Origin of the sequence: Xanthomonas sp. 3307, assembly GCF_014199735.1 — a bacterium.
Taxonomy (GTDB): Bacteria; Pseudomonadota; Gammaproteobacteria; order Xanthomonadales; family Xanthomonadaceae; genus Xanthomonas_A; species Xanthomonas_A rydalmerensis.
Genome location: NZ_JACHOG010000003.1, coordinates 50,768 through 73,624, shown reverse-complemented (window position 1 = coordinate 73,624; position 22,857 = coordinate 50,768). Strand labels below are relative to the sequence as shown.

The window sequence follows — 22,857 nt, the reverse complement described above, 5'->3', positions numbered from 1 at the left end:
CGATCACAAGATGCCCGTGTCTGCGACCCTGTCGGCCCCGCCGGCGACGCTTGCCAGCGCCGCCCTGCCGGCGCGCGTGCGCGATCTCCTGCTGGGCCTGAACGACCTGCTGTGGCAGTCCCTGGAGGGGCCGTTACAGGCGACCCTGGACGACCTGGAGCAGACCCTGTTCGAGCAGGCCGAGCGCGCCCGCAACGGCCAGGTGCAGCAGGACATCTACCAGGAGGCGCAGCGCCTGCGCGCGCAGCGCGCGCGCTTCGCGCCGTTCTATCGGGCGCACCTGGAAGCCGAGCTGGCCGGCATCCGCAGCTCGGCGGCCCTGGCCGCCGCGCCGCGCGCGCCCAGGGCCGGCGCCGCCGCGCAGATGCTGACCCTGGTCGCCGACGTGGATATCGACCGCGACATCGTGCTGCACGAAATCGCCCGCCGCGAGGCCACCCGCTGCAACATCCCGCTGCAACTGCTCGGCCAGCGCTTCGGCGTGCTGGCGGCGCGGCCGGCCTTCGAGATCGAGCAATTGCCGCCGGGCCCGCATGCGCTGTGCCGGCTGCTGCGCGATGCCGGCCAAGCGCTGGGACTGGGCCTGGACACGCAACTGGCGCTGTACCGCGCTTTCGAACGCCAGGTGCTGTCGCGCTACGGCGAAATCGTGGAACGGGCCAACGGCATGCTTACCCACGCCGGAGTGCTGCCTGGCCTGATCTACCTGCCCTACGTGGCGCGCAGCACCAGCGTGGAGCCGGGCGCGCGCCGCGTCGCGCGCATGCCCGCAGGCGCCGATCCGGCCCCTGCCGCAAGCGGACCCAGGGGGCACGGCCGCGCCCCCGCCCCCGGCCAGGCCATGCCCGGCATGGGCACGGCATCGGCGGCCGCTGCCGCCGAGCCGGCCGCCAGCGGCCCGGATCTGGCCACGCTGCGCCAGTTGCTGACGGCCGCGCGCGCGCATGCCGCACCCGGCGCGCCCGCGGCGATGACCGCCGGGGCCGCCACGCTTCCGCCGCTGCCGGCGAGCGCCGCCGGCACGGCTCCGGTTCCGACCGCCAGCCTGCTGGAGGCCCTGGGCGAACTGCAGGCGCAGCCGCCGGCCCACAGCACCCTTGGCGGGCTGCGCAGCCGCCGCCACCTGCGCGACGTGCAGACCGCCCTGCTGCAGACGCTGCGCGCCACCCACGGCGCGCAGGCGACGCTGGCCGCGCAGCAGGCCGACACCTTCGACCTGCTCGGCCTGCTGTATGGCGAGATCGAACGCGAGGTGCGTCCCGACGCCCCGGCCGCGGCGCTGCTGGAACGCCTGCAGGTACCGCTGGTGCGCGCCGCGCTGCAGGATCCGGCGTTCTTCGCACGCAGCCAGCACCCGGCGCGGGAGCTGCTCAACGCCGTCGCCGAATCGGGCGCGACCTGGCTGGGCGAAGAGGACAGCGATCCGACGCTGCTGCTCAAGCTCAACCAGGCGGTGGACCGCGTGGTCGAGGAGTACGAAGGCGACGCGGTCGTCTTCGAACAGGCCCACCAGGACATCCAGGCGCAGCAGCGCAGCCTGGCGCACAAGGCGGAGATCGCCGAACGCCGGCACGTCGAGGCCGCGCGCGGCAAGGAACGGCTGGAGCTGGCCAAGCAGACCGCGGCCGCCACCCTGGACGCGCTGTGCACCGCCCGGCAACCGCCCGGCTTCGTGCAGACCTTGTTGCAACAAGCCTGGTCCGACGTGCTGGTGCTGACCCTGCTGCGTCAGGGCGAGGACTCGGAGACCTGGCGCGAGCGTATCGGCCTGGCCGAGCGCATCGCCGAGGTCACCTGCCGCAGCGATGGCGCCTCCGATGCTGCCCTGGCCGAGCGCGTGGGCCAGGCGCTGCTGCAGGTGGGCTACCACCAGCAGGAAGCCGAGGCCATCGCCCGCCGCCTGTCCACGCCCGGCGGCGCCGACGCCACCACCTCGCGCACCGAACTCAGCATGCGGCTGAAGGCGCACACCCGCCTCGGCGAGCAGGGCGAGGACGGCGAGCGGCCGTCGCTGCCGCCACGCACGGAGGCCGAACAGGCCGCGTATGCGCGGCTGCGTACGCTGGCGTTCGGCACCTGGTTCGAATTCGTCATCAACCAGCAGGGCGACCTGAAGCGACAGCGGCTGTCCTGGTACAGCCCGATCACCGATCGCGCGCTGTTCGTCAACCAGCGTGGACAGAAGGCCGCCGAACACACCCTCGATGGACTGGCGCGCTTGCTGGCGCAGGGCCAGGCCCGCATCGTCAGCGAAGACCGCGCCCGTCTGATCGATCGCGCCTGGCAGGCCGCGGTCCGCGCACTGCGCACCCTGGCCGGCGCCCCCGCGGCCGACGACAGCATGGAGAACACATGAGCGTCGACGCCCGCCGCTCGCCGCGCCGCCAGGTTCCGGAGATGGTGCCGGTGCTGGACCTGATGGAAGACGCCGTGGTCGGCCGCCTCGGCAATGTGTCCGAACACGGCATGCTGTTGCTGGCCTCGGCGCCGCTGCACGAGGACGCGCTGTACCAGTTGCGCTTCGCGATGCCGCACGCCGACCGCGAGGTGCAGATCGACGTCGGCGCGCACCTGTTGTGGAGCGAACCTTCGCACGCACCCGGCCAGGCCTGGGCCGGCTTCCGCTTCCTGACCATTTCCGCTGCGCATCGCGATCTGTTGCGGCAGTGGATCAACTCGGCCCCCGGCGGCTAACAAGGTCAACCTCGTCGCAGCGGCTCTTGTCGCCTTTGCGGGATCAGCCGCTGCTACGACGGCCATGCGCGCCCATTGCGCGATCTGATGCAAGGAAGATCCGACGGAATCGGCAAAGACCGCCACGTCGCCAACGCAGCTTCGCATCGCCGTATGCATGCGCATGCCACACACGCGTGTCCGCACGTCCGCACCGTTTCCGGCACACTTGGCGCCCCCGTTTCCGCATCGCCGAACGAGCCACCGCCATGCCCCAGCACGACCCAAGCGCCCTGTATGCCGACCACCTGCGCACCCTGACCCGACGCGCCGACGAGGCGCTGGCGCGCGGCGGCTTCGACCACCTGGTCGTCCCCAGCGGCAGCCTGCACTACCAGGTGTTCGACGATCGCGACTATCCGTTCGCGGTGAACCCGCAGTTCAAGGCCTGGCTGCCGCTGACCCGGGTGCCGAACAGCTGGCTGGTGTACACGCCCGGGCACCGGCCGCAGGTGATCTTCCACCAGCCGCGCGACTACTGGCACGTGGTGCCGGACGCGCCCAGCGGCTGGTGGGTGGAACACTGCGACATCCACCTGATCCGCACTCCGGACGAGGCGCTGGCGCGACTGCCGGATGCCGCACGCAGCGCGATCCTGGGCGAGCCGCAGAGCGCGCTGGACGGCTACGTGCCGAACAACCCGGCGGAGGTGCTGCAGTACCTGGAGTACCACCGCGCCTACAAGACGCCCTACGAGCTGGCGCTGATGCGCCAGGCGCAGCAGTCGGCGGTGCGCGGCCATCGCGCGGCCGAGGCCGCGTTCCGCGACGGCCGCAGCGAGTTCGAGATCCACATGGCCTACTGCGCAGCAGTCGGGCAGGACGCGAACGAGCTGCCGTACGGCAACATCGTGGCGTTGAACGAGCACGGCGCCGTGCTGCACTACACCGACCTGCAGCGGCAGGCGCCGACGCCGCTGCGCAGCTTCCTGATCGACGCCGGCGCCTCCGCGCACGGCTACGCCAGCGACATCACCCGTACCTACGCCGCCGATCCCGGCAGCGAGTTCCAGGCGCTGATCGACGCGGTGGACGCCGCGCAGCAGCGCATGGGGCAGAACGTGCGTGCCGGCGTCGACTATCGGCAATTGCACCTGGATGCGCACCTGGCGCTGATGGGCGTGCTCAAGGATGCCGGCGTGCTCACCGTGTCGCCGGAAGCGGCGGTCGCCACCGGCGTCAGCGCCGCGTTCTTCCCGCATGGCCTGGGCCACCCGATCGGCCTGCAGGTGCACGACGTCGCCGGCTTCGCCGCCAGCGACCGCGGCGGCCGCATCGAACGCCCTGATGGCCACCCCTACCTGCGCATGACCCGCACCCTGGAACCGGGCATGGTGGTGACGATCGAGCCGGGCCTGTACTTCATCGACATGCTGCTGGACGAGCTCAAGCAGGCCGGCCACGGCGGCAGCGTCGACTGGGCGCGGGTGGAGCAGTTCAAGCCCTACGGCGGCATTCGCATCGAGGACGAGGTGGTGTGCACCGAGGACGCTCCGGAGAACCTGACACGGCCGGTGTTTGCGGCGGCGGCCTGAGCCGCCGCCGCGGGATTGGGGAATCGGGATTGGGGATTTGCCAGTGCGCGCAATGCCGTGCCGCGAGGCGAGGCTGCACCCGCTCTTCTTCAGGATGATCAGCCCGCGCCAGCCGCCGCGGTTACCTCATCCCTAATCCCGAATCCCCAATCCCGGCTCCCCAGCCATCAAGGCCTCGATCTCCTCGGCGCTGCGCGCCAGCGCATCGGTGAGCACGCGGTGGCCGTCGTCGGTGATCAGCACGTCGTCCTCGGTACGGATGCCGATGCCGCGCCACTTCGGGTCCACGTCCTTGTCGTCCGGCGACACATACAGGCCGGGCTCGATGGTGAACACCATGCCCGGCTCGAGCAGGCGCGATTCGCCGGCCAGCCGGTAGTCGCCGACGTCGTGCACGTCCAGGCCCAGCCAGTGCCCGGTCTTGTGCCGGTAGAAACGCCGGTAGTCGCCGCTGGCCAGGTTCTGCTCCAGGCTGCCCTTGAGCAGGCCCAGCCGCAGCAGGCCCTCGGTCAGGGTCTGCACTGCGGCCAGGTGCCCGGCCTCGTAGGCCACGCCCGGGCGCGCCTGCGCCAGCGCCGCGGCATGCGCGGCGCCGACCAGGTCGTGCAGCGCGCGCTGTTCGGCGCTGAAGCGGCCGTTGGCCGGGAACGTGCGGGTGATGTCGGCGGCATAGCCGCGGTACTCGGCACCGGCGTCGACCAACACCAGCTCGCCGTCGCGCAGGCGCGCGGCGTTGGCGCGGTAGTGCAGCACGCAGGCGTTGTCGCCGCTGCCGACGATGCTGCCGTAGGCCGGCCAGGCGTCGCCGGCACGGAACTCGCGCTCGATCTCGGCCTGCAGTTGGTATTCGTGCATGCCGGGCCGCGCCAGCCGCATCGCCGCGCGATGCCCGGCCACGCTCAGGTCGGCGGCCACCTGCATCAGCGCGATCTCGTCGCGCGACTTGAACAGGCGCTGCTCGTGCAGCAGGTGGCCCAGTTCCAGGAACTCGTGCGGCGGCTGCGCGCCGTGCCGCACCTGCTCGCGCACGCGCTTGACCCAGCCGATCAGCTTCAGGTCGAAATCGACGTCGCGGCCGAAGTGGTAATAGACCCGCGAGCGGCCTTCCAGCAGACCCGGCAGGATCTCGTCGAGGTCGTCGATCGGATAGGCATCGTCCATGCCGTAGCGCTCGACCGCGCCGTCCTGGCCCGCCCGCGGGCCGTCCCAGGCTTCGCGTTCGGGATCGCGTTCGCGGCAAAACAGCAGCGCCTCGCCATGACGGCGCCCGGGCACCAGCACCAGCACCGCATCCGGTTCGGGGAAGCCGCACAGGTACCAGAAGTCCGAATCCTGCCGGTACGGGTAGTGCGTGTCGTGGCTGCGCACCCGCTCCGGCGCGCTCGGCAACACCAGGATGGCCTGCTCGCCGGCCATGTCCATCAGCTGCCGGCGCCGGCGCGCGTACTCGCCGGAGGAAATCCCGGTGAGCCGCTTCATCAGTTCAGGCGCTGCCGGTGGCGCGGGCCGAGCACGCAGTCGCTGTGCAGCAGCAGCACCGCCACGCGCACGAACTCCTCGATCTCGGCCAACGCGTCCTCGTCCTCGTCGCCGCTGTCGAAATCGTCGGCGCTGGCCTGGGCCAGCCGCGCCACGTCCTGCAGCGCTTCCTGCCCTTCCTCGGACAGCGGCGGCGCGGCCCCTGCGGCCAGGCCGAAGCCGCCGAGGAAGCCGCGGCACCAGTCGAACAGCGCGTCGGCCCGCTCGGGCAACGGCGCGCCGGCATCGGCCAGCACCAGGTCGAAGCCGAAATCGCGGTCGTTCAGTTGCGCAGTCGTGGCCTCGCGCAGGCGATCCAGTGCGTCGCCGGGGCGTGGCGCGGCGATGCTGGCGTCGGCGAGCACGGCCGCCGGCCATGCCGGCAACTCGGCGCCGCCGCCGGCCAGCCAGCCGCACAGGCCGCCGTGCAGTTCGGCCGCCGACGCAGCCAGGCCAAGCGTCCGGCTGGCATCGGCGATCTGGTCGGCAGTGGGAAGTTCAGTCATGGAGCGAAGCCTGTCGGGCGCTGGCCGCCGGCCTGTCGAGGCCCGCAGCGGAATCGGGACTGCGCAGTGTAGCAATCGCGTGTGCGCCGCCGCTTGTGGAGGCTTCCGGCACGCGCCTACACTCCACCACCCGTTCTTTGACAGAAGTCACTTTCCGCCATGCCATTGGAGCACGTTGCTGCAGGAGCTGCGGAAGGGATCGGCCTCGCCCTGGTTGGCGAAACGCTGCTGGCCGCGTGGCCGCTGGCGGCCATCGCCGCGCTGGCGGCGGGCACCCTGCTGGCGCTGTCCGCGCTGCGTTCGCGGCGGCGCCTGCGCGAGCAGTTGCAACGGCATGCGCAGCTGCAGCAGCGCGACCAGCATCTGAAGCTGGCGCTGTGGGCCTCGGGCGAGCACTTCTGGGATTACGACCTGCAACAGCGCACGCTGCGGCTGATGCGCGCAGACGAGGCCACGCCGCACGCGCAGGACATCGGCCTGGTGATCCGCGAGAACGAGCAGCTGCGCATCCACCCCGACGACATGGAACAGGCGCGGCAGGTGCTGCAGGAACACCTGCAGGGCCTGACCGCGATCTACACCGCCGAGTACCGGGTGGACCTGGCCGGCGACGGGGTCTGGCACTGGGCGCGGGTGCGCGGCCGCGTGGTCGACTACGATGCCAGCGGCGCACCGCGCCGGCTCGCCGGCACCGCGCGCGACATCACCTCGCACCGCCAGGCCGACCTGGAACGGCGCATCGCCGCCGAAGTGCTGCGCAGCATGGGCGAAGCGGTCGCCGTGCTCGACGAGGACCGCCGCTTCATCTCGGTCAACCCGGCCTTCACCCGCATCACCGGCTACAGCGAGCGCGAGGTGCTGGGCCAACCGATGGCGCTGATCGACCACGCACCGGAAACGCCGGCGGCGCCGGTGGCCGACCACGGCCGGCACTGGCGCGGCGAGGCCTGGAAGCGGCGCAAGGACGGCCAGGAGATCCTCTGCCACCTGCGCCGCAACACCGTGGTCGACGCCGACGGCCGCCAGAGCTTCCAGGTGGTGGTGCTGGAAGACATCACCGAACAGAAGCGCGCCGAGCAGGAACTGCGCTACCTGGCCAACTACGACACGCTGACCAGCCTGCCCAACCGCGCGCTGCTGTCCGAGCGCCTGGCGCGGGCGATCGTGCGGGCGCGGCGCCAGGCCGGTTCGGTCGCGGTGCTGTTCCTGGACCTGGACCGCTTCAAGGACATCAACGACTCGCTCGGCCACGCGGTCGGCGACCGCGTCCTGCGCGCCGTGGCCGAACGCCTGCAGCAGGCGGTGGGGCCGCAGCACACGGTGGCGCGCCTGGCCGGCGACGAATTCACCGTGGTGGTCGAGGACATCGTCAGCCAGGGCGAGGCCGAGGCGGTGGCCGCACGCGTGCTGGCCGCGTTCGAGGCGCCGCTGCGGCTGGACGAACGCCCCGACGTCGCGGTCTCCACCTCCATCGGCATTTCGCTGTTCCCGCAACACGCGCTGCTGCCGAGCGAACTGCTCAAGCACGCCGACACCGCCATGTACCAGGCCAAGGCTGCCGGGCGCCGAAACGCCCAGGTGTATTCGGCGCGCATGGACGAGGCCACGCGCCACCGTGCCACCCTGGCCAGCACGCTGCGCAAGATCCCGCTGGACCAGGAACTGAAGCTGGTCTACCAGCCGCGCTACTCGCTGCGCACGCAGCGGGTGGTCGGCGTGGAAGCGCTGCTGCGCTGGCACAGCGCCGATTTCGGCCCGATCTCGCCCAGCCAGTTCATCCCGCTGGCCGAGGAGACCGGGCTGATCCTGGAGATCGGCGAATGGGTGCTGCGCCAGGCCTGCAGCGCGCTGCGCGACTGGCGGCGGATGGGGCTGACCGACCTGTGCATGTCGGTGAACGTCTCGGCGATCCAGCTCGAGCGCGGCAACCTGCCGGACCTGATGGCCGAGATCCTCGCCGAGACCGGCGTGCCGGCCGCCAACATCGAACTGGAACTGACCGAGAGCGTGGTGATGTCGCAGGTCGGCAAGAACGCCGAGCTGCTGCGCGCCTGCCGCGCGCTGGGGCTGACCCTGGCGATCGACGACTTCGGCACCGGCTATTCGTCGCTGGCCTACCTGAAGCGCCTGCCGATCAACACCTTGAAGATCGACCAGGAATTCATCGGTGACCTCACCCGCGACCCGGACGACGAGGCCATCACCAGCACCATCATCGCGATGGGCCACTCGCTGGCATTGAAAGTGGTGGCCGAGGGCGTCGAAGACGCCGGGCAGCTGGCGTTCCTGCGCGCGCATGGCTGCGACGAGATCCAGGGCCACCTGGTGGCGCCGGCGCTGGAGCCGGACGCCTGCCTGCGCCTGTTGCAGCAACCGTTGCGGCTGCCTGCCTGAGCGCCGGCCATGGCACCGCCGCGCGGCGTCTTGACCGCCCCTCGGGCGCATGCCTATCGTGAGCGCCATGGACAGCCCTGACACCCTCGCCGAGCTTCGCGCCCTTGCCGCGCGCGTGGAAACGCTGGTCGAGCGCTGCCAGCGCCTGTCCGACGAGAACCGCAGCCTGCGCCAGCAGCAGGAACAGCTGATCGGCGAGCGCTCGCAGTTGCTGACCAAGAACGAACAGGCGCGCTCGCGCGTGGAAGCGATGATCGCCCGATTGAAGTCCCTGGAGCAGCACACGTGAGCGAACCGGTCAGCGTCCGCATCCTCGACCGCGAATACACCGTCGGCGTCGAGGCCGAGGAGCGCGACGGCCTGCTCGCCGCCGCGCGCCTGCTCGACGCGAAGATGCGCGAGGTGCGCGGCAGCAACCGCATGGCCGCCGTGGATCGCGTCGCCGTCCTGGCGGCGCTGAACCTGGCGCACGAGTTGCAGCAACTGCGCGACGAACAGGCAAAGCGCGACCGCGAGATGGCGCGCACACTCGCCGATCTCAATCGGCGCCTGGACAGCGTCGTCGATACGACACGCTGATCCGTCATTGGCGTTGCGATCATCAACGTGAATTGCAACGCACCGAAGGACCGACGAACGGACTAGCCAAGCGCGATCACGGCGCTATACTCCACTTGCGTTCTCTGCTGTGAACGACAGCGTGTGCAAACATTCGCCTTGTCCCTTAATGACGACCACGGGGTGGCGACGGAATCGGGAGTGCAGGTCCGCCTCGTAGCGGGAAGCCCGATGATTCTCCAGCCATCCCACTTGAACCCCGGGTTCAAGGTCGTTTCGCACGCATCGTCACGGCGGAGAATGCAATTTTTCCAGGAAGCGGCGCCGCAAGGCGCCGTTTCCTTTTTGCGCGTCCGCCACGTGCGTGCCCACCCGCGTCGTCGCCGACGCAGCGCAGGCGCCACGCGTTCTCGCGTCGGCCGAAACCCGGGATACTGGTGCACCCACCACGGAGATCCCGGATTGCCGACGCTCGCCCAGATCCTCGAAAGCTTCGACCCCGCCGCGGGATTCGACGTCCCCGCCAGTTGGCGGCAAGGCCGTACCGCCTTCGGCGGCCTGTCCGCGGCGCTGGCGCTGCAGACCGCGCTGCGCACCGCGCCGTCGACGTTGCCGCCGCTGAAGTCGGCGCATATCGGGTTCATCGGCCCGGCCGATGGCACCCTGCGCTTCGATGCGCAGGTGCTGCGCCAGGGCAAGTCCACCACTTCGGTAGGCGTCGATTGCCTGGCGGACGGGCAGGTCGCCTTGCGCGCGGCGCTGCTGTTCGCGCAGCCGCGCGCCAGCCGCATCGCCCACGACTTCCTGCTGGCGCGGCCGGCGGTGGTCGGCCCCGACGCGGCGACGCCGATCGCCGACAGCGCGGCGACCCCGGCCTTCGTCGCCAACTTCGACATGCGCCTGGCCGGCGGCGCGCTGCCGCTGTCCGCCGCGACCGACCCGGAATTGCTGGTCTGGGCGCGCCATCGCGACCCCGGCGGCGTGGACCCGAGCGTGGCCCTGGTCGCGCTGGGCGACTGCCTGCCGCCCGCCGCGATGACCTGCTTCACCGAGCCGGCGCCGGTCAGCTCGATGACCTGGAGCCTGGACTTCCCGCAGCCGGCCAGCGCCGGCGACTGGTTCCTGCTGCGTTCGGCCAGCCGCCATGCCGAGGACGGCTACTCGCTACAGGACATGCAGATCTGGGACACGGCCGGGCGGCTGGTGCTATGGGGCAGGCAGACGGTGGCGCTCTACGCGTGATCGCGGCAGCGGCGGCCGCGCCCAGGACCTGTCCTCCTGGCATGCCGCGCCGCACCGCGATTGCGTATGCCTGCGGCAAGGAAGCGCGAGAATGTGGACGTCCGTCCACGCCCGCGCGATGACGCGGCCGTGGACCCGCGCGACCGCAGCTCTTCGGGTTGGGCCTGGCGGATCCAGCGCGGCGTACTCGGAGATGGAGGCCCCACCCTGGTCAGGGTGTGCGCTGGCGCCGACAATAGCGCCCTCCCTCGCTCCGCCTGCCCGATGACTGCCGACGACCGCGACTCCCTGCGCCAGGATCTGCGCGCCCGCCGCCGCGCGCTCTCGGCGCCTGTACGCCTGGCCGCCGCCGACGCGCTGGCGCAGCGCTTGCTGGACCTGCCGTTCGCGCCGCAGCACGGCCATGTCGGCGGCTATTGGGCAATGGACGGGGAGATCGCGCTGCACCGCTGGCAACTGTCGTTGCCGGACACGGTGCAGTACTGCCTGCCGATGCTCAGCGGCGACACCTTGCGTTTCGCGCCGTGGCGCCCCGGGCAGCCGCTGCGCGCCAATCGCTACGGCATCCCCGAGCCCGACGTCGACCCGGCCACGACCCTGGCGCCGGCGCAGATGGCGCTGGTGGTGACGCCGCTGGTCGGCTTCGATACCGTCGGCGGCCGCTTGGGCATGGGGGGCGGCTGGTATGATCGCAGCTTCGCTTTCCGCCAGCGGCAGGCCCCACCGCCCTGGCTGGTCGGGGCCGCCTTCGACGCGCAACGGGTCGCGGCCTTGCCGCTGGCGGCCTGGGACGTGACGCTGGATGCGGTCTGCACCGAATCCCTCACCCTGTCGACCGCGCCCGATCTGACCGCATGACCGCACGCACCCGCTATTGGCTGATGAAGTCCGAACCGGACGCCTTCTCGATCGACGACCTGCAGCGGGTCGGCACCGAACCCTGGAACGGCGTGCGTAACTACCAGGCGCGCAACTTCATGCGCGACGGCATGAAGGTCGGCGACGGCATCCTGTTCTATCACTCCAACTGCAAGGTGCCGGGCATCGTCGGCGTGGCGCGCGTGGCCAGCCAGGCCTATCCCGACGCCACCCAGTTCGACCCGTCCTCCGACTACCACGACCCCAAGGCCACCCCGGAACAGCCGCGCTGGTACCTGGTGGACGTGGCGTTCGAGCGCAAGCTGGCGCGCACCATCGCGCTGGACGAGATCAAGCAGCACGCCGACGCGCTGGGCGAGGGCTTCCCGCTGGTCGCCCGCGGCAACCGCTTGTCGGTGTTCCCGGTCAGCGCCGCGCAGTGGAAGCTGCTGCTGTCGCTCGAGTAGCCGGGATTCGGGATTGGGGATTGGGGATTCGCCCGGTCCCATCCGCCGACCCGCTTTTCACGAATCTCCAATCCCGAATCCCCACTCCCGAGCTCTCCAAATGTCAGAAGCCAAACGCCTTGCCGCCGAGAAAGCCATCGACTACGTCCAGGACGGGATGATCGTCGGCGTCGGCACCGGCTCCACCGTCGCCTACTTCATCGACGCGCTGGGACGCATCGGCCACCGCATCAAGGGTGCGGTGTCCAGTTCCGAGCAGAGCACCGCGCGCCTGCGCCAGCACGGCATCGAGGTGCTGGAGCTGAACCACACCGGCAACCTGTCGCTGTACGTGGACGGCGCCGACGAGTGCGATCCGAACAAGTGCCTGATCAAGGGCGGCGGCGCGGCGCTGACCCGCGAGAAGATCATCGCCGAGGCCAGCGAGCGCTTCATCTGCATCGTCGACCCCAGCAAGCAGGTGCAGACCCTGGGCGCGTTCCCGCTGCCGATCGAGGTGATCCCGATGGCGCGCAGCCTGGTCGCCCGCGAGATCCTGGCGCGCACCGGCGGCCAGCCGGTGTGGCGCGACGGCGTGATCACCGACAACGGCAACGTGGTGCTGGACGTGCACCACCTTTCGATCACCGACCCGGTGGCGCTGGAGCGCGAACTGAACCAGATCCCCGGCGTGGTCTGCGTCGGCCTGTTCGCGCGCCGCCCGGCCGACGTGGTGATCGTCGGCGGCGAGCCGCCGCGCGTCCTGTAGGACGCGCGGCGGGATTGGGGAGTCGGGATTGGGGATTCGTAAAAGCCGAGATCCCTGCCTTTGCGAATCCCCAATCCCGACTCCCCAATCCCCGCTCTCTTGACTCGTCGCGCACCATGCAACAAGGTGCGCGCTGTCCTCCTCGCCCCGGCCCTGCCATGTCCCTCATTCGCGCTTGCTGCGTCCTTCTCCTGCTCGCCCTCAGTGGCTGCGCCAGTGCCGGCGGCGACCATTGGGTGGAACTGGGCGGACACCGCTACGACGTGGAACTGGCGCAGAACGATGCGACCCGCGCGCGCGGGCTGATGTTCCGCGATCAGATGGAAGCCGACCACGGCATGCTGTTCATCCACGACCGCGAGGAACCGCAGGCGTACTGGATGAAGAACACCAAGATCCCGCTGGACATCCTGTACTTCGACAACCAGCGCAAGCTGGTGGCGCAGCAGCGCGACGTGCCGCCGTGCTCGGCCGGCGACGCCTGCCCGCCCTACCCCAGCAACGCGCCGGCGCGCTACGTGCTCGAACTCAACGCCGGCCAGGCCGAGCAGTTGAAGCTGCAGGACGGCACCGAACTGCGCTTCGGCCCCGGGATTCCGCAGGGCCGCTGATCGCCCGACGCGTCGGCCCGGGTCGGGAAAAGATCCCGCGACCACGGCGCTGAACCCGACACCGCTGTCGGGAACCGCCGGACTTGATCGGGCCCGGCTTTGCCGCCAGTCTTGGGCCATGGCCGCCCGATTGACATTGCCGAGCTGGAATACCCTGGCCGCTCTGGACGACGATGCCCTGCCGCTGCTGGCGACCGCCCTGCTGATCGCCCGCGACGAGTATCCGGAGCTGGATGCCGCCCATTACGACACCCTGGCGCAGAGCCACGCCGACCACCTGCGGCACGAGGTGGCGATGATCGAGCAGTGGCCGCTGAAGATGGCGGCGATCAATCGCCACCTGTTCGAAGAATTGGGCTATAGCGGCAACCACGACGAGTATTACGACCCGCGCAACAGCTACATGAACCAGGTGTTCGAGCGGCGCCTGGGCAACCCGATCTCGCTGGCCCTGGTGCAGATGGAAGTGGCGCGGCGCCTGGACATCCCGCTCGACGGCGTGTCCTTCCCCGGGCATTTCCTGGTGCGCTTGCCGGTGGACGACGGGCTGCTGGTGATGGACCCGTTCAACGGCGGTCGTCCGCTGGCGGTGGAGGAGTTGCGCGAGCGCGCGCGGCCGCACATGGGCGGCGAAAGCCCGGACGACCGCGCGCTGCTGCAGATCCTGGATCCGGCGCCGCACCGCGCGATCCTCGCCCGGGTCCTGCGCAACCTGCATGGCCTGTATGCCGAACGCGACGAGTGGGACCGCGCCGCACGCAGCGCCGACCGCGTGCTCAAGCTGATGCCGGACCAGCCCGAAGCCCTGCGCGACCGCGGCATGGCCTACCTGCAGATGGACTACGTGCCCGGCGCGCGCCGCGACCTGGGCCGCTACCTGCAACTGAACCCCGAGGCCTCCGACGCGCTGCCGATCCGCGAACGCCTGGTGGAACTGAGCGCCCGCGCGCAGCGGATGCATTGACGGCAGGGAGTGGGGAGTCGGGATTGGGGATTCGCAAGAGCGGCCATCCGCAATGTGCAAGTCGTCCTGAGCATCTTCAGCCTGGAAGCCCTCAAGAGAAAGCAGCGTTGCTCAGCGACGCGTCAGGTCACGCCGCAGCCGCTCTTGCGAATCCCCAATCCCGACTCCCCATTCCCAGCGCTCAATCCATCTCCACCATCTCGAAATCGTCCTTGGTCACGCCGCAATCCGGGCAGGTCCAGGTGTCGGGCACGTCTTCCCAGCGGGTGCCAGGCGCGATGCCTTCTTCGGGCAGGCCGTCGGCCTCGTTGTAGATGAACCCGCAGACGACGCACATCCAGGTGCGATAGGTGGTGGCGGTGGCGTCGCTCATTGGATAATCGCAGGTCACAGTCGGACGGAACGGCATTGTCCCATCGCCGCCGACGCATCGGAAGGCTTGGCCATGAACGCATCCCCGGCGCCGCGCGGCGTGTACCTGATCACCCCCGACGAGGCCGATGGCGCGCGCCTGCTTGCGCGGGTGACGCCACTGCTGGACCAGGGCGTGACCTGGCTGCAGTACCGCAACAAGCGCGCCGACGCGGCGCAGCGGCGGGATCAGGCAGCAGCGCTGCGGGCGCTGTGCGCGCAGGCAGGGGTACCGCTGATCGTCAACGACGACGTCGCACTGGCGCAGGCGGTGGGTGCGGCCGGCGTGCACCTGGGCGAGGACGACGGCGACCTGGCCGCTGCGCGCGCCGCGTTGGGGCCGCAGGCGTTCATCGGCGCGTCCTGTTACGACGACCTGGCCCTGGCCCGCAGCGCTGCGGCGGCCGGCGCCAGCTATGTCGCCTTCGGCGCGTTCTTCCCCACGCGCAGCAAGGTCACCACGCGCCGCGCCACGCCCGACCTGCTGCGCGAAGCGGCGGCACTGGACCTTCCGCGCGTGGCGATCGGCGGCCTCACACCCGACAACGCACGCCCGCTGGTGGCGGCCGGCGCCGACCTGCTGGCGGTGATCAGCGGCGTATTCGATGCGCCCGACCCGCGCGCGGCGCTGGCGGCGTACCGCGCGTGTTTCGACTGAGGTGGCAGCGCCTTTCCTTCTCCCACCGGGACCATGGCCCCCTTTTCGGGGGAAGGTGCCCCGCAGGGGCGGATGAGGGTACGGGCGCAGCCTCGTGCCCCCAAACATCGCGAGCCGCTGCGCGCCGGACCCTCACCCCAACCCCTCTCCCGACAGAAGAGGGGCTTTGGCTTCTCCCTTCTCCCACCGGGAGAAGGTGCCCCGCAGGGGCGGATGAGGGTTCGGGCGCAGCCTCGTGCCCCCAAACATCGCGAGCCGCTTCGCGCCGGACCCTCACCCCAACCCCTCTCCCGGCGGGAGAGGGGCTTTGGCTTCTCCCTTCTCCCACCGGGAGAAGGTGCCCCGCAGGGGCGGATGAGGGTACGGGCGCAGCCTCCTGCACCCAAACATCGCGAGCCGCTGCGCGCCGGACCCTCTCCCCAGCCCCTCTCCCGGCGGGAGAGGGGCTTTGGCTTCTCCCTTCTCCCACCGGGAGAAGGTGCCCCGCAGGGGCGGATGAGGGTACGGGCGCAGCCTCGTGCACCTAAACATCGCGAGCCGCTACGCGCCGGACCCTCACCCCAACCCCTCTCCCGGCGGGAGAGGGGCTAGCGCTGCTCGATCGCAGGCAGCAGATCACGGCGCAGCACCGGCCGCGACGGGTCGGCAACATGGCGCATGTCGGCGGCAGCCGCGACAATAGACCGCCTCGCTCCGCGCCCGGCCGATCGGCCTGGCCAGCATCGCCAAGGATTCCCGCTCATGAACCATTCCCGCTCGCACGCCCTGTTCACCAAAGCGCAGTCGCTGATTCCCGGCGGCGTCAATTCGCCGGTGCGCGCCTTCAAGTCGGTGGGCGGCGAGCCGTTCTTCGTGCAGCGCGCCGATGGCGCGTACCTGTACGACGTCGACGGCAACCGCTACATCGACTACGTGGGCTCGTGGGGGCCGATGATCGCCGGGCACAACCATCCGGCGGTGCGCGAAACGGTGCAGCGCGCGATCGGCGATGGGCTGTCGTTCGGCGCGCCGTGCCCGGCCGAGGTGACGATGGCGCAGACCATCACCCAACTGGTGCCGTCCTGCGAGATGGTGCGCATGGTCAACTCCGGCACCGAAGCCACGCTGTCCGCGGTGCGGCTGGCGCGCGGCGCCACCGGGCGCAACCGCATCGTCAAGTTCGAAGGCTGCTATCACGGCCACGGCGACTCGTTCCTGGTCAAGGCCGGCAGCGGCATGCTGACCCTGGGCGTGCCGACCTCGCCGGGCGTGCCGGCGGGCCTGAGCGAACTCACCGCCACCCTGGCCTACAACGATGCCGAAGGTGCCACCGAACTGTTCGAGCGGATCGGCCACGAGATCGCCGCGGTCATCATCGAGCCCGTCGTCGGCAACGCCAACTGCATTCCGCCGCGTCCGGGCTATCTGCAGCACCTGCGCGACCTGTGCACGCAGCACGGCGCACTGCTGATCTTCGACGAAGTAATGACCGGTTTCCGCGTCGCCCTGGGCGGTGCGCAAGCGCACTACGGGGTGACGCCGGACCTGACCACCTTCGGCAAGATCATCGGTGGCGGCATGCCGGTGGGCGCCTATGGCGGGCGCGCCGAGCTGATGCGGCAGGTGGCGCCGTCCGGGCCGATCTACCAGGCCGGCACGCTCAGCGGCAATCCGGTGGCGATGGCCGCGGGGCTGGCGATGCTGGAGCTGATCCAGGCGCCGGGCTTCCACCAGCGCCTGGACGCAGCCACCGCGCAGCTGTGCGCCGGTCTGGAAGCCGCCGCGGCGGCGGCCGGCGTGGCGGTCACCACCAACCAGGTCGGGGCCATGTTCGGGCTGTTCTTCACCACCGAGAAAGTCGAGACCTATGCGCAGGCCACCGCCTGCGACACCGCCGCGTTCAACCGCTTCTTCCACGCGATGCTCGAGCGCGGCGTGTTCCTGGCGCCATCGGCCTACGAGGCCGGCTTCGTCTCCAGTGCGCACGACCAGGACGTGCTGGAGGCCACCTTGGCCGCGGCACGCGAGGCGTTCGCGGTGGTCGCCGCCGGCTGAGATGCCGGCGCAGCGGCTATTGCACAACGACAACGCGCTACGCCGATGGCCGGCGCAGCGCCGCTGCGCTGGATCAGCCGAACACGAACTTGCCCTTCATCATCGCCCAGTGCCCCGGGAACGAGCAGAAGAAGGTGTAGTCGCCGCCCTTGCTCAGCTTGGCGGTGGAGAACTTGACCGTGTCCGACTGCCCCGCGCCGATCACCTTGGTGTGGGCGATGATCCGCGGATCGTTCTTGGGCAGGTAGTTGTCGGCCAGGCTGGAACTGGTGCCGGCATTGGCCACCGCCTGGAAATCCGGAGTCTTGGTCAGCACCCAGTTGTGGCCCATCACCGCGGCGGCGAGCTTGCCGCTGTGCTTGAGCGTCACCGCCACCTCGGTGCAATCGGCCGCGACCTTGATCTGGGTCTGGTCGAAGGACATCTGGTCGGTGCCGGTGATGGTCACCGCGCAGGTCTTGGCCCAGGCGGCAGGTGCGAACGCGAGGCCGGCAAGGACGAGCAGCAGGGACGGAAACTTGGTGTTCAAGGTGGATTCCTCGGCAAGAAAAACGACATTGCGCCGCGGCAGGTCGCGCGCGCGGCGGCGTGCCCCGACTGTCCGCCGGCCCGCGATGGCTTGTCAACGACAAGCGATGGCGCGTTGCATCATCGGCACGCACCACGGCGCGCGGCGATGACCGCGAGACGCTGCTCGATCTGCGCAGATGCCGCGCCGCGCCCATGGCGCTTGCCGCCACTCTCGCAGTCCCACTCATGTCCGCCATGATCCGCGCGCAGCCGGCGCTGCTGTTGCTCGACTTCGATGGCGTGCTTGCGAACTACACGCGTGCCGCGCGCATCGCCGCGCTGGCCGCGCACTGTCGCTGCGAGGCCGCGCAGGTGCGCGAGGTCCTGTTCGGTTCCGGGCTGGAGACCGCCTACGACGGTGGCGAACTGGACACTGCGGCCTACCTGCAGCGGCTGAGCGAAGGCCTGGGCGCTGCCGTGGACGTGGACGCCTGGATCGCCGCGCGCGTGGCGGCCAGCCGCGCCGATGCCGGCGTGGTCGCGCAGGTGCTGGCGCTGGCCGAACGCCTGGCCATCGGCGTGCTGACCAACAACGGCGCGCTGATGGCGCAGGCGATGCCACAGATCGTGCCGGCGCTGTTCCCGCTGCTGCACGGGCGCGTGCTGTGCAGCGGCAGCCTGGGCGGGCGCAAGCCGGATGCCGCGGTGTACCGACAGGCGCTGGCGCACTTCGGCGTCGCCCCGCGGCAGGCGTTGTTCATCGACGACCTGTTCGTCAACGTGCGCGGGGCCCGCGCGATCGGCATGGCCGCTGAAACCGCCAGCGGCACGCGTGCCCTGCGCCGCGCGCTGGCGCGGCACGGGCTGGGGTGAACCGGTTTCAGCGTGCGGCGAGGTAGGCGCGCAGCGCGCTGCGCAACCGCGTCAGGCCTTCGCTCAGCTCGGCATCGGTGAGGTTCAAAGAAGGCACGAAGCGCAGCACGTCCGGGCCGGCCTGCAGGGTCAGCAGGCCGTGCGCGGCGGCGTGGTCGAGGATCGTCCCGGCCTGCCCAGCGTGCGCCGGCGCCAGCACCGCACCGAGCATCAGGCCGCGTCCGCGAACCTGCGAGAACAGCGCGAATTCGTCGTTGAGCGCCGCCAGGCCCTTGCGCAGCGCTGCCGACTGCCGCGACACGTTGGCGGCGATCGCCGTCGAAGCCAGCTTGCGCAGCGCCACCCGCGCCACCGCCGCGGCCAGCGGGTTGCCGCCGAAGGTGGTGCCGTGCGCGCCGAACTGCATGGTCTCGGCAACCTTGGGCCCGGCCAGCAGCGCGCCGATCGGGAAACCGCCGCCCAGCGCCTTGGCCAGGGTCACGATGTCCGGCGTCACCTGATCCTGCCAGTGCGCGAACAGGGTGCCGGTGCGGCCCATGCCGCACTGGATCTCGTCCAGCACCAGCAGCGCGCCGTGGTGATCGCACAGCGCCCGCACCTGCGCCAGGAAGCCCGGCGCCGCCGGCATCACCCCGCCCTCGCCCTGCACCGGCTCCAGCATCACCGCGGCCACGTCGCCGCCGGCCATCGCCGTTTCCAGCTGCACGATGTCGTTGAAGTCGACGTAGCGGAAACCGCCGGGCAGCGGCTCGTAGCCTTCCTGGTACTTGGGCTGCGCGGTGGCGGTCACCGCGGCCAGGGTGCGCCCATGGAAGCTGCCGCGGAAGGTGACGATCACCCGCTGCTGCGGCGGACGGCCCTGCGCGGTGGCCCACTTGCGCACCAGCTTGATCGCCGCCTCGTTGGCCTCGCTGCCGGAGTTGCACAGGAACGCCCTCTGCGCGAAGCGCGAGGCCAGCACCAGTTCTTCGACCAGGCGCAGCGGCGGCTCGCTGTAGAACACGTTGCTGGTGTGCCACAGCTTGCCGGCCTGTTCGAGCAGCGCCGCATGCAGATCCGGATCGTTGTGGCCGAGCCCGCACACGGCGATGCCGGCGGACAGATCGATGTAGTCGCGTCCCTCGCTGTCCCACACCCGCGCGCCCTCGCCGCGCTCCAGCACCAGCTGGCGCGGACGGTAGATCGGCAGGGCATAGCGCTGACCGAGGGCGATCAGGTCCGCGGCGGAGGAAGCGGTCATCGGGGGAACATCCTGCGGGAGAGCAGTCGATTATAAGACCGTCGGCAGCGCACGGCCGGCGACTGCCCGCCGCCGCCTGGACCGACGGGGCAGCCACACCGCCGCCGCCCGCGCGCGTGCCGCAGCAACCCCACCTCGCCATTGCTCGACATATGGGAGGGACTTCAGTCCCGACGCTTCAGCGCTACGGCGTCGGGACTGAAGCCCCTCCCACAGGGGTTCTCCAGCAACCGCGTCGCATCCGATCAGGACGCCGCCTGCCGCGGCGTGCGCGCCCGCGGCTGCAATGCGGCTCGGGTAGCATGGGCGCATGCGCTTTTTCCTCGATTCCCAACTCGCCCCGGCGACCGAGCACGGCTGGCGGCGCCGTTGGTTCGACATCATCTATCGGCACGACACCCGGGCGTCGCGCAACTTCGACCTGTTGCTGGTCGCGGCGATCCTGGCCAGCGTCGCGGTGATCCTGGCCGACAGCGTGCCGGCGCTGCACGCCCGCCACGCGGACACCCTGTACGTGCTGGAGTGGGGCTTCACCGCGCTGTTCACCGCCGAGTACGCGTTGCGCCTGGCCACGGTGAAGCGGCCGCTGCGCTACGCGCTGAGCTTCTGGGGCGTGATCGACCTGTTGTCGACCTTGCCCACCTACATCTCGTTTCTGCTGCCCGGCGCGCAGACGCTGCTGGTGGTGCGCGTGCTGCGGGTACTGCGGCTGTTCCGCATCCTCAAGCTGACCCGCTATGTCGAGGAAAGCAGCCTGCTGGTCGACGCGTTGTGGCGCAGCCGGCGCAAGGTGTTCGTGTTCCTGTTCACGGTGATCACCCTGGTGGTGATCTTCGGCGCATTGATGTACGTGGTCGAAGGCCCAGCGAACGGATTCACCAGCATCCCCACCGCGATGTACTGGGCGGTGGTGACGATGGCCACGGTCGGCTTCGGCGACATCGCCCCGCTCACGCCGCTGGGCCGCGCCATCACCTCGGTGCTGATCCTGATCGGCTACAGCATCATCGCCGTGCCCACCGGGATCTACACCGCCGAACTGGCCAACAGCCTGCGCGATGTCGACCGCAGCCGCGCGCCGGATCAGCGCACCTGCGCACACTGCGGCCTGCAAGGCCACGACCGCAACGCCGGCTATTGCCGGGGCTGCGGCCAGGCGTTGCCCGATACCGCGCCCTGAGCCATTACCAGACGCCGGTATTCGGCATCGACGCCCACGGTTCGGCCGGCGCCAGCGCTTCGCCCTTCTGCAGCAATTCGATCGAGATCAGGTCGGGGCTGCGCACGAAGGCCATGCGCCCATCGCGCGGCGGACGGTTGATGGTCACGCCGAGCGACTGCAGGTGCGCGCACAGGGCGTAGATGTCGTCGACCTCGAAGGCCAGGTGGCCGAAGTTGCGGGCGCTGCCGTAGTCCTCGTCCGAGCCCCAGTTGTAGGTCAGTTCGACCTCGGCCTCCGGGTTCTGCGGGGCGCCAAAGTACACCAGGGTGAACTTGCCGGCTTCGTTCTCGATACGGCGGGTTTCGTGCAGGCCCAGGCCTTCGGTGAAGAACTTGCTGGTCTTCTCCAGGTCGTGGACGCGGATCATGGCGTGCAGATATTTCATCGTGACAGCTCCGTGTGGGGGATCAGGCGCGCACCGTGCCGCGATGGCGCGCGAAAAGGGTGCATAGGGTAGCGCCGGCGGCGTGCAGGCATGGCGACGCCGCGGCGGGACCGGTTCAGCGGAAATAGCAGGCCTTCAACGGCAGCGCCGCCGCACCCACCGCGCTGGCATCGGCGGTGGCGGCGGCCGGCAGCAGCAGCGGCAACGGCCGCGCCTGGCCGCGCCGCGGCTGGTTGTCGATGCGCACGTGCGGAATCAGCCGCGTCGCCAGTTCGCGCGGCATGCGCCCGCCGAACACCACCGCCTGCGGATCGAAGATCGCCACGATCGCCGACACGATCAGCGACAGGCCCGGCGCGACCCGTGCGATCCAGCGCTCGATCGCCGGCCACGCCGGATCGTAGGCCGCCAGCAGCGCGCGGATGTCGGGCAGCGCGATGCCGTCCTCGGCCAGCAATTGCCGCAACAGCTCCAGCGTGCCGCGCTCCAGCCCCTGCTGCGGCAGCATGCCGGCGAACTCGCCGGCGTTGCCGTGCGCGCCGCGCAGGCAGGCGCCGTCGATCACCACGCCGCCGCCCAGGCCGTAGTTGAAGTGCAGATAGGCGAAATCGCGGTACTGGCGGCCGATGCCGAGCAGGCTCTCGCCCGCCGCCGCCACCGTGCCGTCGTTGTCCACCCACACCGGCAGCCCCAGCGCCTCGGCCAGCCAGTCGCCGATCGACAGCTCGCCCAGCGCGCGCAGCGGCTCGGGCGGGTTCATGTGCACGCCGTCCTCGACGAAGAAGCCGGTCATCGCCACGCCCGCGCCCAGGCGCGGACCGAGCCCGGCACCGGCAGAGGCCGTCAGCGCGGCATCGGCCTCGCGCAGTTGCGCCAGCAGCGCGGCCGGCTCGGTCGAACGCAGCGCATGCTCGGCGGTGGCGCGGATCTGTCCGCTGAAATCCAGCAGCGCCAGCGACAGCGCGTCGGTCGCGATCGCATAGCCGACGGTGTGGCCGTAACCGGGATTGAGCGCGATGCCCGCGCCCGGTTTGCCGCGGCCTGCGTGCGCCAGCGAGGCGCCGATCGCGACCAGGCCGCGCTCGGCCAGCGCGTCGACCAGGCGCACCGCCGACTGCACGGTCAGCCCGGTGCTGCGGCTGAGATCGGCGCGGGTGGCGGTGCCGGCCAGGCGCAGGCGATCGAGCATGTGCCGCTCGTTGTCGCTGAGATCGGCATGGACGGCGTGGCGGGACTCGGGAAGACGCGGCAAGGCGACGGCGACAGGAGCGGGCATAGGCGGCGGGGGCGTGAAGACCCCGGCAGCATAGCCGCGCCGCACGCCGTCATTGCGGCGCCAACCGCGATTGGGTGGAACAGAGCGTTTTCGCGGCGCGCCGCCGCGCGCCGC

The 22,857-nt window shown here is 70.6% G+C and carries 23 protein-coding genes and 1 other RNA gene; 17 read left to right on the top strand and 7 right to left on the bottom strand.

Annotated elements, in window-relative coordinates:
- The first annotated feature begins 10 nt into the window (after positions 1-10).
- The 3 genes from GGR64_RS09000 to pepQ all read left to right on the top strand — a co-directional run bounded on the left by GGR64_RS09000 (position 11) and on the right by pepQ (position 4,268).
- Positions 11-2,356 carry a DUF1631 domain-containing protein gene (locus GGR64_RS09000; protein WP_184645327.1) on the top strand — a complete coding sequence of 782 codons (2,346 nt, stop codon included), beginning with the start codon at positions 11-13 and terminating at the stop codon, positions 2,354-2,356.
- Positions 2,353-2,694: a PilZ domain-containing protein gene (locus GGR64_RS08995; protein WP_160965360.1), complete on the top strand. Its 342-nt coding sequence runs from the start codon at positions 2,353-2,355 to the stop codon at positions 2,692-2,694. The genes GGR64_RS09000 and GGR64_RS08995 overlap by 4 nt, the downstream gene beginning before the upstream one ends.
- A gap of 248 nt (positions 2,695-2,942) precedes the next feature.
- The gene (pepQ, locus tag GGR64_RS08990) at positions 2,943-4,268 is read left to right on the top strand and encodes a Xaa-Pro dipeptidase (RefSeq protein ID WP_184645325.1); all 1,326 of its coding nucleotides are present in this window, start codon (positions 2,943-2,945) and stop codon (positions 4,266-4,268) included.
- A gap of 132 nt (positions 4,269-4,400) precedes the next feature.
- Here the strand turns inward: pepQ and GGR64_RS08985 are convergent, their stop codons facing one another.
- Both GGR64_RS08985 and GGR64_RS08980 read right to left on the bottom strand, forming a co-directional pair.
- Positions 4,401-5,747, bottom strand: coding sequence for an aminopeptidase P N-terminal domain-containing protein (locus GGR64_RS08985; RefSeq protein ID WP_184645323.1), 1,347 nt, complete (start codon positions 5,745-5,747; stop codon positions 4,401-4,403).
- On the bottom strand, positions 5,747-6,292 hold the full coding sequence (locus GGR64_RS08980) for a YecA family protein (protein ID WP_160965354.1): 546 nt from the start codon (positions 6,290-6,292) through the stop codon (positions 5,747-5,749). Before GGR64_RS08980 ends, GGR64_RS08985 begins: the two co-directional genes overlap by 1 nt.
- A 159-nt stretch (positions 6,293-6,451) precedes the next feature.
- Between GGR64_RS08980 and GGR64_RS08975 the strand changes: the two genes are divergently transcribed.
- The 10 genes from GGR64_RS08975 to GGR64_RS08930 all read left to right on the top strand — a co-directional run bounded on the left by GGR64_RS08975 (position 6,452) and on the right by GGR64_RS08930 (position 14,134).
- Positions 6,452-8,686 (top strand): GGDEF and EAL domain-containing protein, encoded by a 2,235-nt coding sequence (locus GGR64_RS08975; protein WP_260302974.1) that lies wholly within the window; start codon positions 6,452-6,454, stop codon positions 8,684-8,686.
- Positions 8,687-8,753: 67 nt separating this feature from the next.
- The gene (locus tag GGR64_RS08970; protein ID WP_184645321.1) at positions 8,754-8,975 is read left to right on the top strand and encodes a TIGR02449 family protein; all 222 of its coding nucleotides are present in this window, start codon (positions 8,754-8,756) and stop codon (positions 8,973-8,975) included.
- Positions 8,972-9,265 (top strand): cell division protein ZapA, encoded by a 294-nt coding sequence (locus tag GGR64_RS08965; protein ID WP_048491763.1) that lies wholly within the window; start codon positions 8,972-8,974, stop codon positions 9,263-9,265. Before GGR64_RS08970 ends, GGR64_RS08965 begins: the two co-directional genes overlap by 4 nt.
- A 98-nt stretch (positions 9,266-9,363) precedes the next feature.
- Positions 9,364-9,548, top strand: a non-coding RNA gene (gene ssrS, locus GGR64_RS08960) — 6S RNA.
- Positions 9,549-9,706: 158 nt separating this feature from the next.
- On the top strand, positions 9,707-10,486 hold the full coding sequence (locus GGR64_RS08955) for a thioesterase family protein (protein WP_184645320.1): 780 nt from the start codon (positions 9,707-9,709) through the stop codon (positions 10,484-10,486).
- Between the two features lie 264 nt (positions 10,487-10,750).
- The gene (locus GGR64_RS08950; RefSeq protein WP_184645318.1) at positions 10,751-11,344 is read left to right on the top strand and encodes a 5-formyltetrahydrofolate cyclo-ligase; all 594 of its coding nucleotides are present in this window, start codon (positions 10,751-10,753) and stop codon (positions 11,342-11,344) included.
- On the top strand, positions 11,341-11,811 hold the full coding sequence (locus tag GGR64_RS08945; protein ID WP_017915860.1) for an EVE domain-containing protein: 471 nt from the start codon (positions 11,341-11,343) through the stop codon (positions 11,809-11,811). Before GGR64_RS08950 ends, GGR64_RS08945 begins: the two co-directional genes overlap by 4 nt.
- Positions 11,812-11,911: 100 nt before the next feature.
- A complete protein-coding gene (gene rpiA, locus GGR64_RS08940) occupies positions 11,912-12,559 on the top strand; it encodes a ribose-5-phosphate isomerase RpiA (RefSeq protein ID WP_048491766.1) in 648 nt (215 codons plus the stop codon).
- Positions 12,560-12,717: 158 nt separating this feature from the next.
- On the top strand, positions 12,718-13,170 hold the full coding sequence (locus GGR64_RS08935) for a DUF192 domain-containing protein (RefSeq protein WP_160965342.1): 453 nt from the start codon (positions 12,718-12,720) through the stop codon (positions 13,168-13,170).
- Between the two features lie 118 nt (positions 13,171-13,288).
- Positions 13,289-14,134: a SirB1 family protein gene (locus tag GGR64_RS08930; RefSeq protein ID WP_160965340.1), complete on the top strand. Its 846-nt coding sequence runs from the start codon at positions 13,289-13,291 to the stop codon at positions 14,132-14,134.
- A 181-nt stretch (positions 14,135-14,315) separates the two neighbouring features.
- Here GGR64_RS08930 and GGR64_RS08925 read toward each other — a convergent pair whose 3' ends face one another.
- Complete coding sequence (locus tag GGR64_RS08925) at positions 14,316-14,507, bottom strand: rubredoxin (protein ID WP_160965338.1); 192 nt, start codon at positions 14,505-14,507, stop codon at positions 14,316-14,318.
- A gap of 72 nt (positions 14,508-14,579) precedes the next feature.
- On the opposite strand from GGR64_RS08925, the gene thiE reads away from it, so the two are divergent.
- On the top strand, positions 14,580-15,203 hold the full coding sequence (gene thiE, locus GGR64_RS08920) for a thiamine phosphate synthase (RefSeq protein WP_184645316.1): 624 nt from the start codon (positions 14,580-14,582) through the stop codon (positions 15,201-15,203).
- A gap of 741 nt (positions 15,204-15,944) precedes the next feature.
- Positions 15,945-17,237, top strand: a complete 1,293-nt coding sequence (gene hemL, locus GGR64_RS08915; protein WP_184645314.1) for a glutamate-1-semialdehyde 2,1-aminomutase — start codon at positions 15,945-15,947, stop codon at positions 17,235-17,237.
- Positions 17,238-17,310: 73 nt separating this feature from the next.
- Here hemL and azu read toward each other — a convergent pair whose 3' ends face one another.
- Positions 17,311-17,766 (bottom strand): azurin, encoded by a 456-nt coding sequence (gene azu, locus GGR64_RS08910; protein WP_160965332.1) that lies wholly within the window; start codon positions 17,764-17,766, stop codon positions 17,311-17,313.
- A gap of 236 nt (positions 17,767-18,002) precedes the next feature.
- Between azu and GGR64_RS08905 the strand changes: the two genes are divergently transcribed.
- Positions 18,003-18,620 (top strand): HAD-IA family hydrolase, encoded by a 618-nt coding sequence (locus GGR64_RS08905; RefSeq protein WP_160965462.1) that lies wholly within the window; start codon positions 18,003-18,005, stop codon positions 18,618-18,620.
- 7 nt (positions 18,621-18,627) lie between these two features.
- On the opposite strand, the gene GGR64_RS08900 is transcribed toward GGR64_RS08905, so the two are convergent.
- Positions 18,628-19,860 carry an acetylornithine transaminase gene (locus GGR64_RS08900; protein WP_184645312.1) on the bottom strand — a complete coding sequence of 411 codons (1,233 nt, stop codon included), beginning with the start codon at positions 19,858-19,860 and terminating at the stop codon, positions 18,628-18,630.
- A 310-nt stretch (positions 19,861-20,170) separates the two neighbouring features.
- Between GGR64_RS08900 and GGR64_RS08895 the strand changes: the two genes are divergently transcribed.
- Positions 20,171-21,040: an ion transporter gene (locus GGR64_RS08895; RefSeq protein ID WP_184447088.1), complete on the top strand. Its 870-nt coding sequence runs from the start codon at positions 20,171-20,173 to the stop codon at positions 21,038-21,040.
- 4 nt (positions 21,041-21,044) lie between these two features.
- Here GGR64_RS08895 and GGR64_RS08890 read toward each other — a convergent pair whose 3' ends face one another.
- Together GGR64_RS08890 and GGR64_RS08885 are read right to left on the bottom strand one after the other, a co-directional pair.
- Positions 21,045-21,467, bottom strand: a complete 423-nt coding sequence (locus GGR64_RS08890; RefSeq protein WP_160965328.1) for a VOC family protein — start codon at positions 21,465-21,467, stop codon at positions 21,045-21,047.
- Between the two features lie 115 nt (positions 21,468-21,582).
- The gene (locus tag GGR64_RS08885) at positions 21,583-22,743 is read right to left on the bottom strand and encodes an ROK family transcriptional regulator (protein ID WP_184645310.1); all 1,161 of its coding nucleotides are present in this window, start codon (positions 22,741-22,743) and stop codon (positions 21,583-21,585) included.
- Positions 22,744-22,857 lie beyond the last annotated feature (114 nt).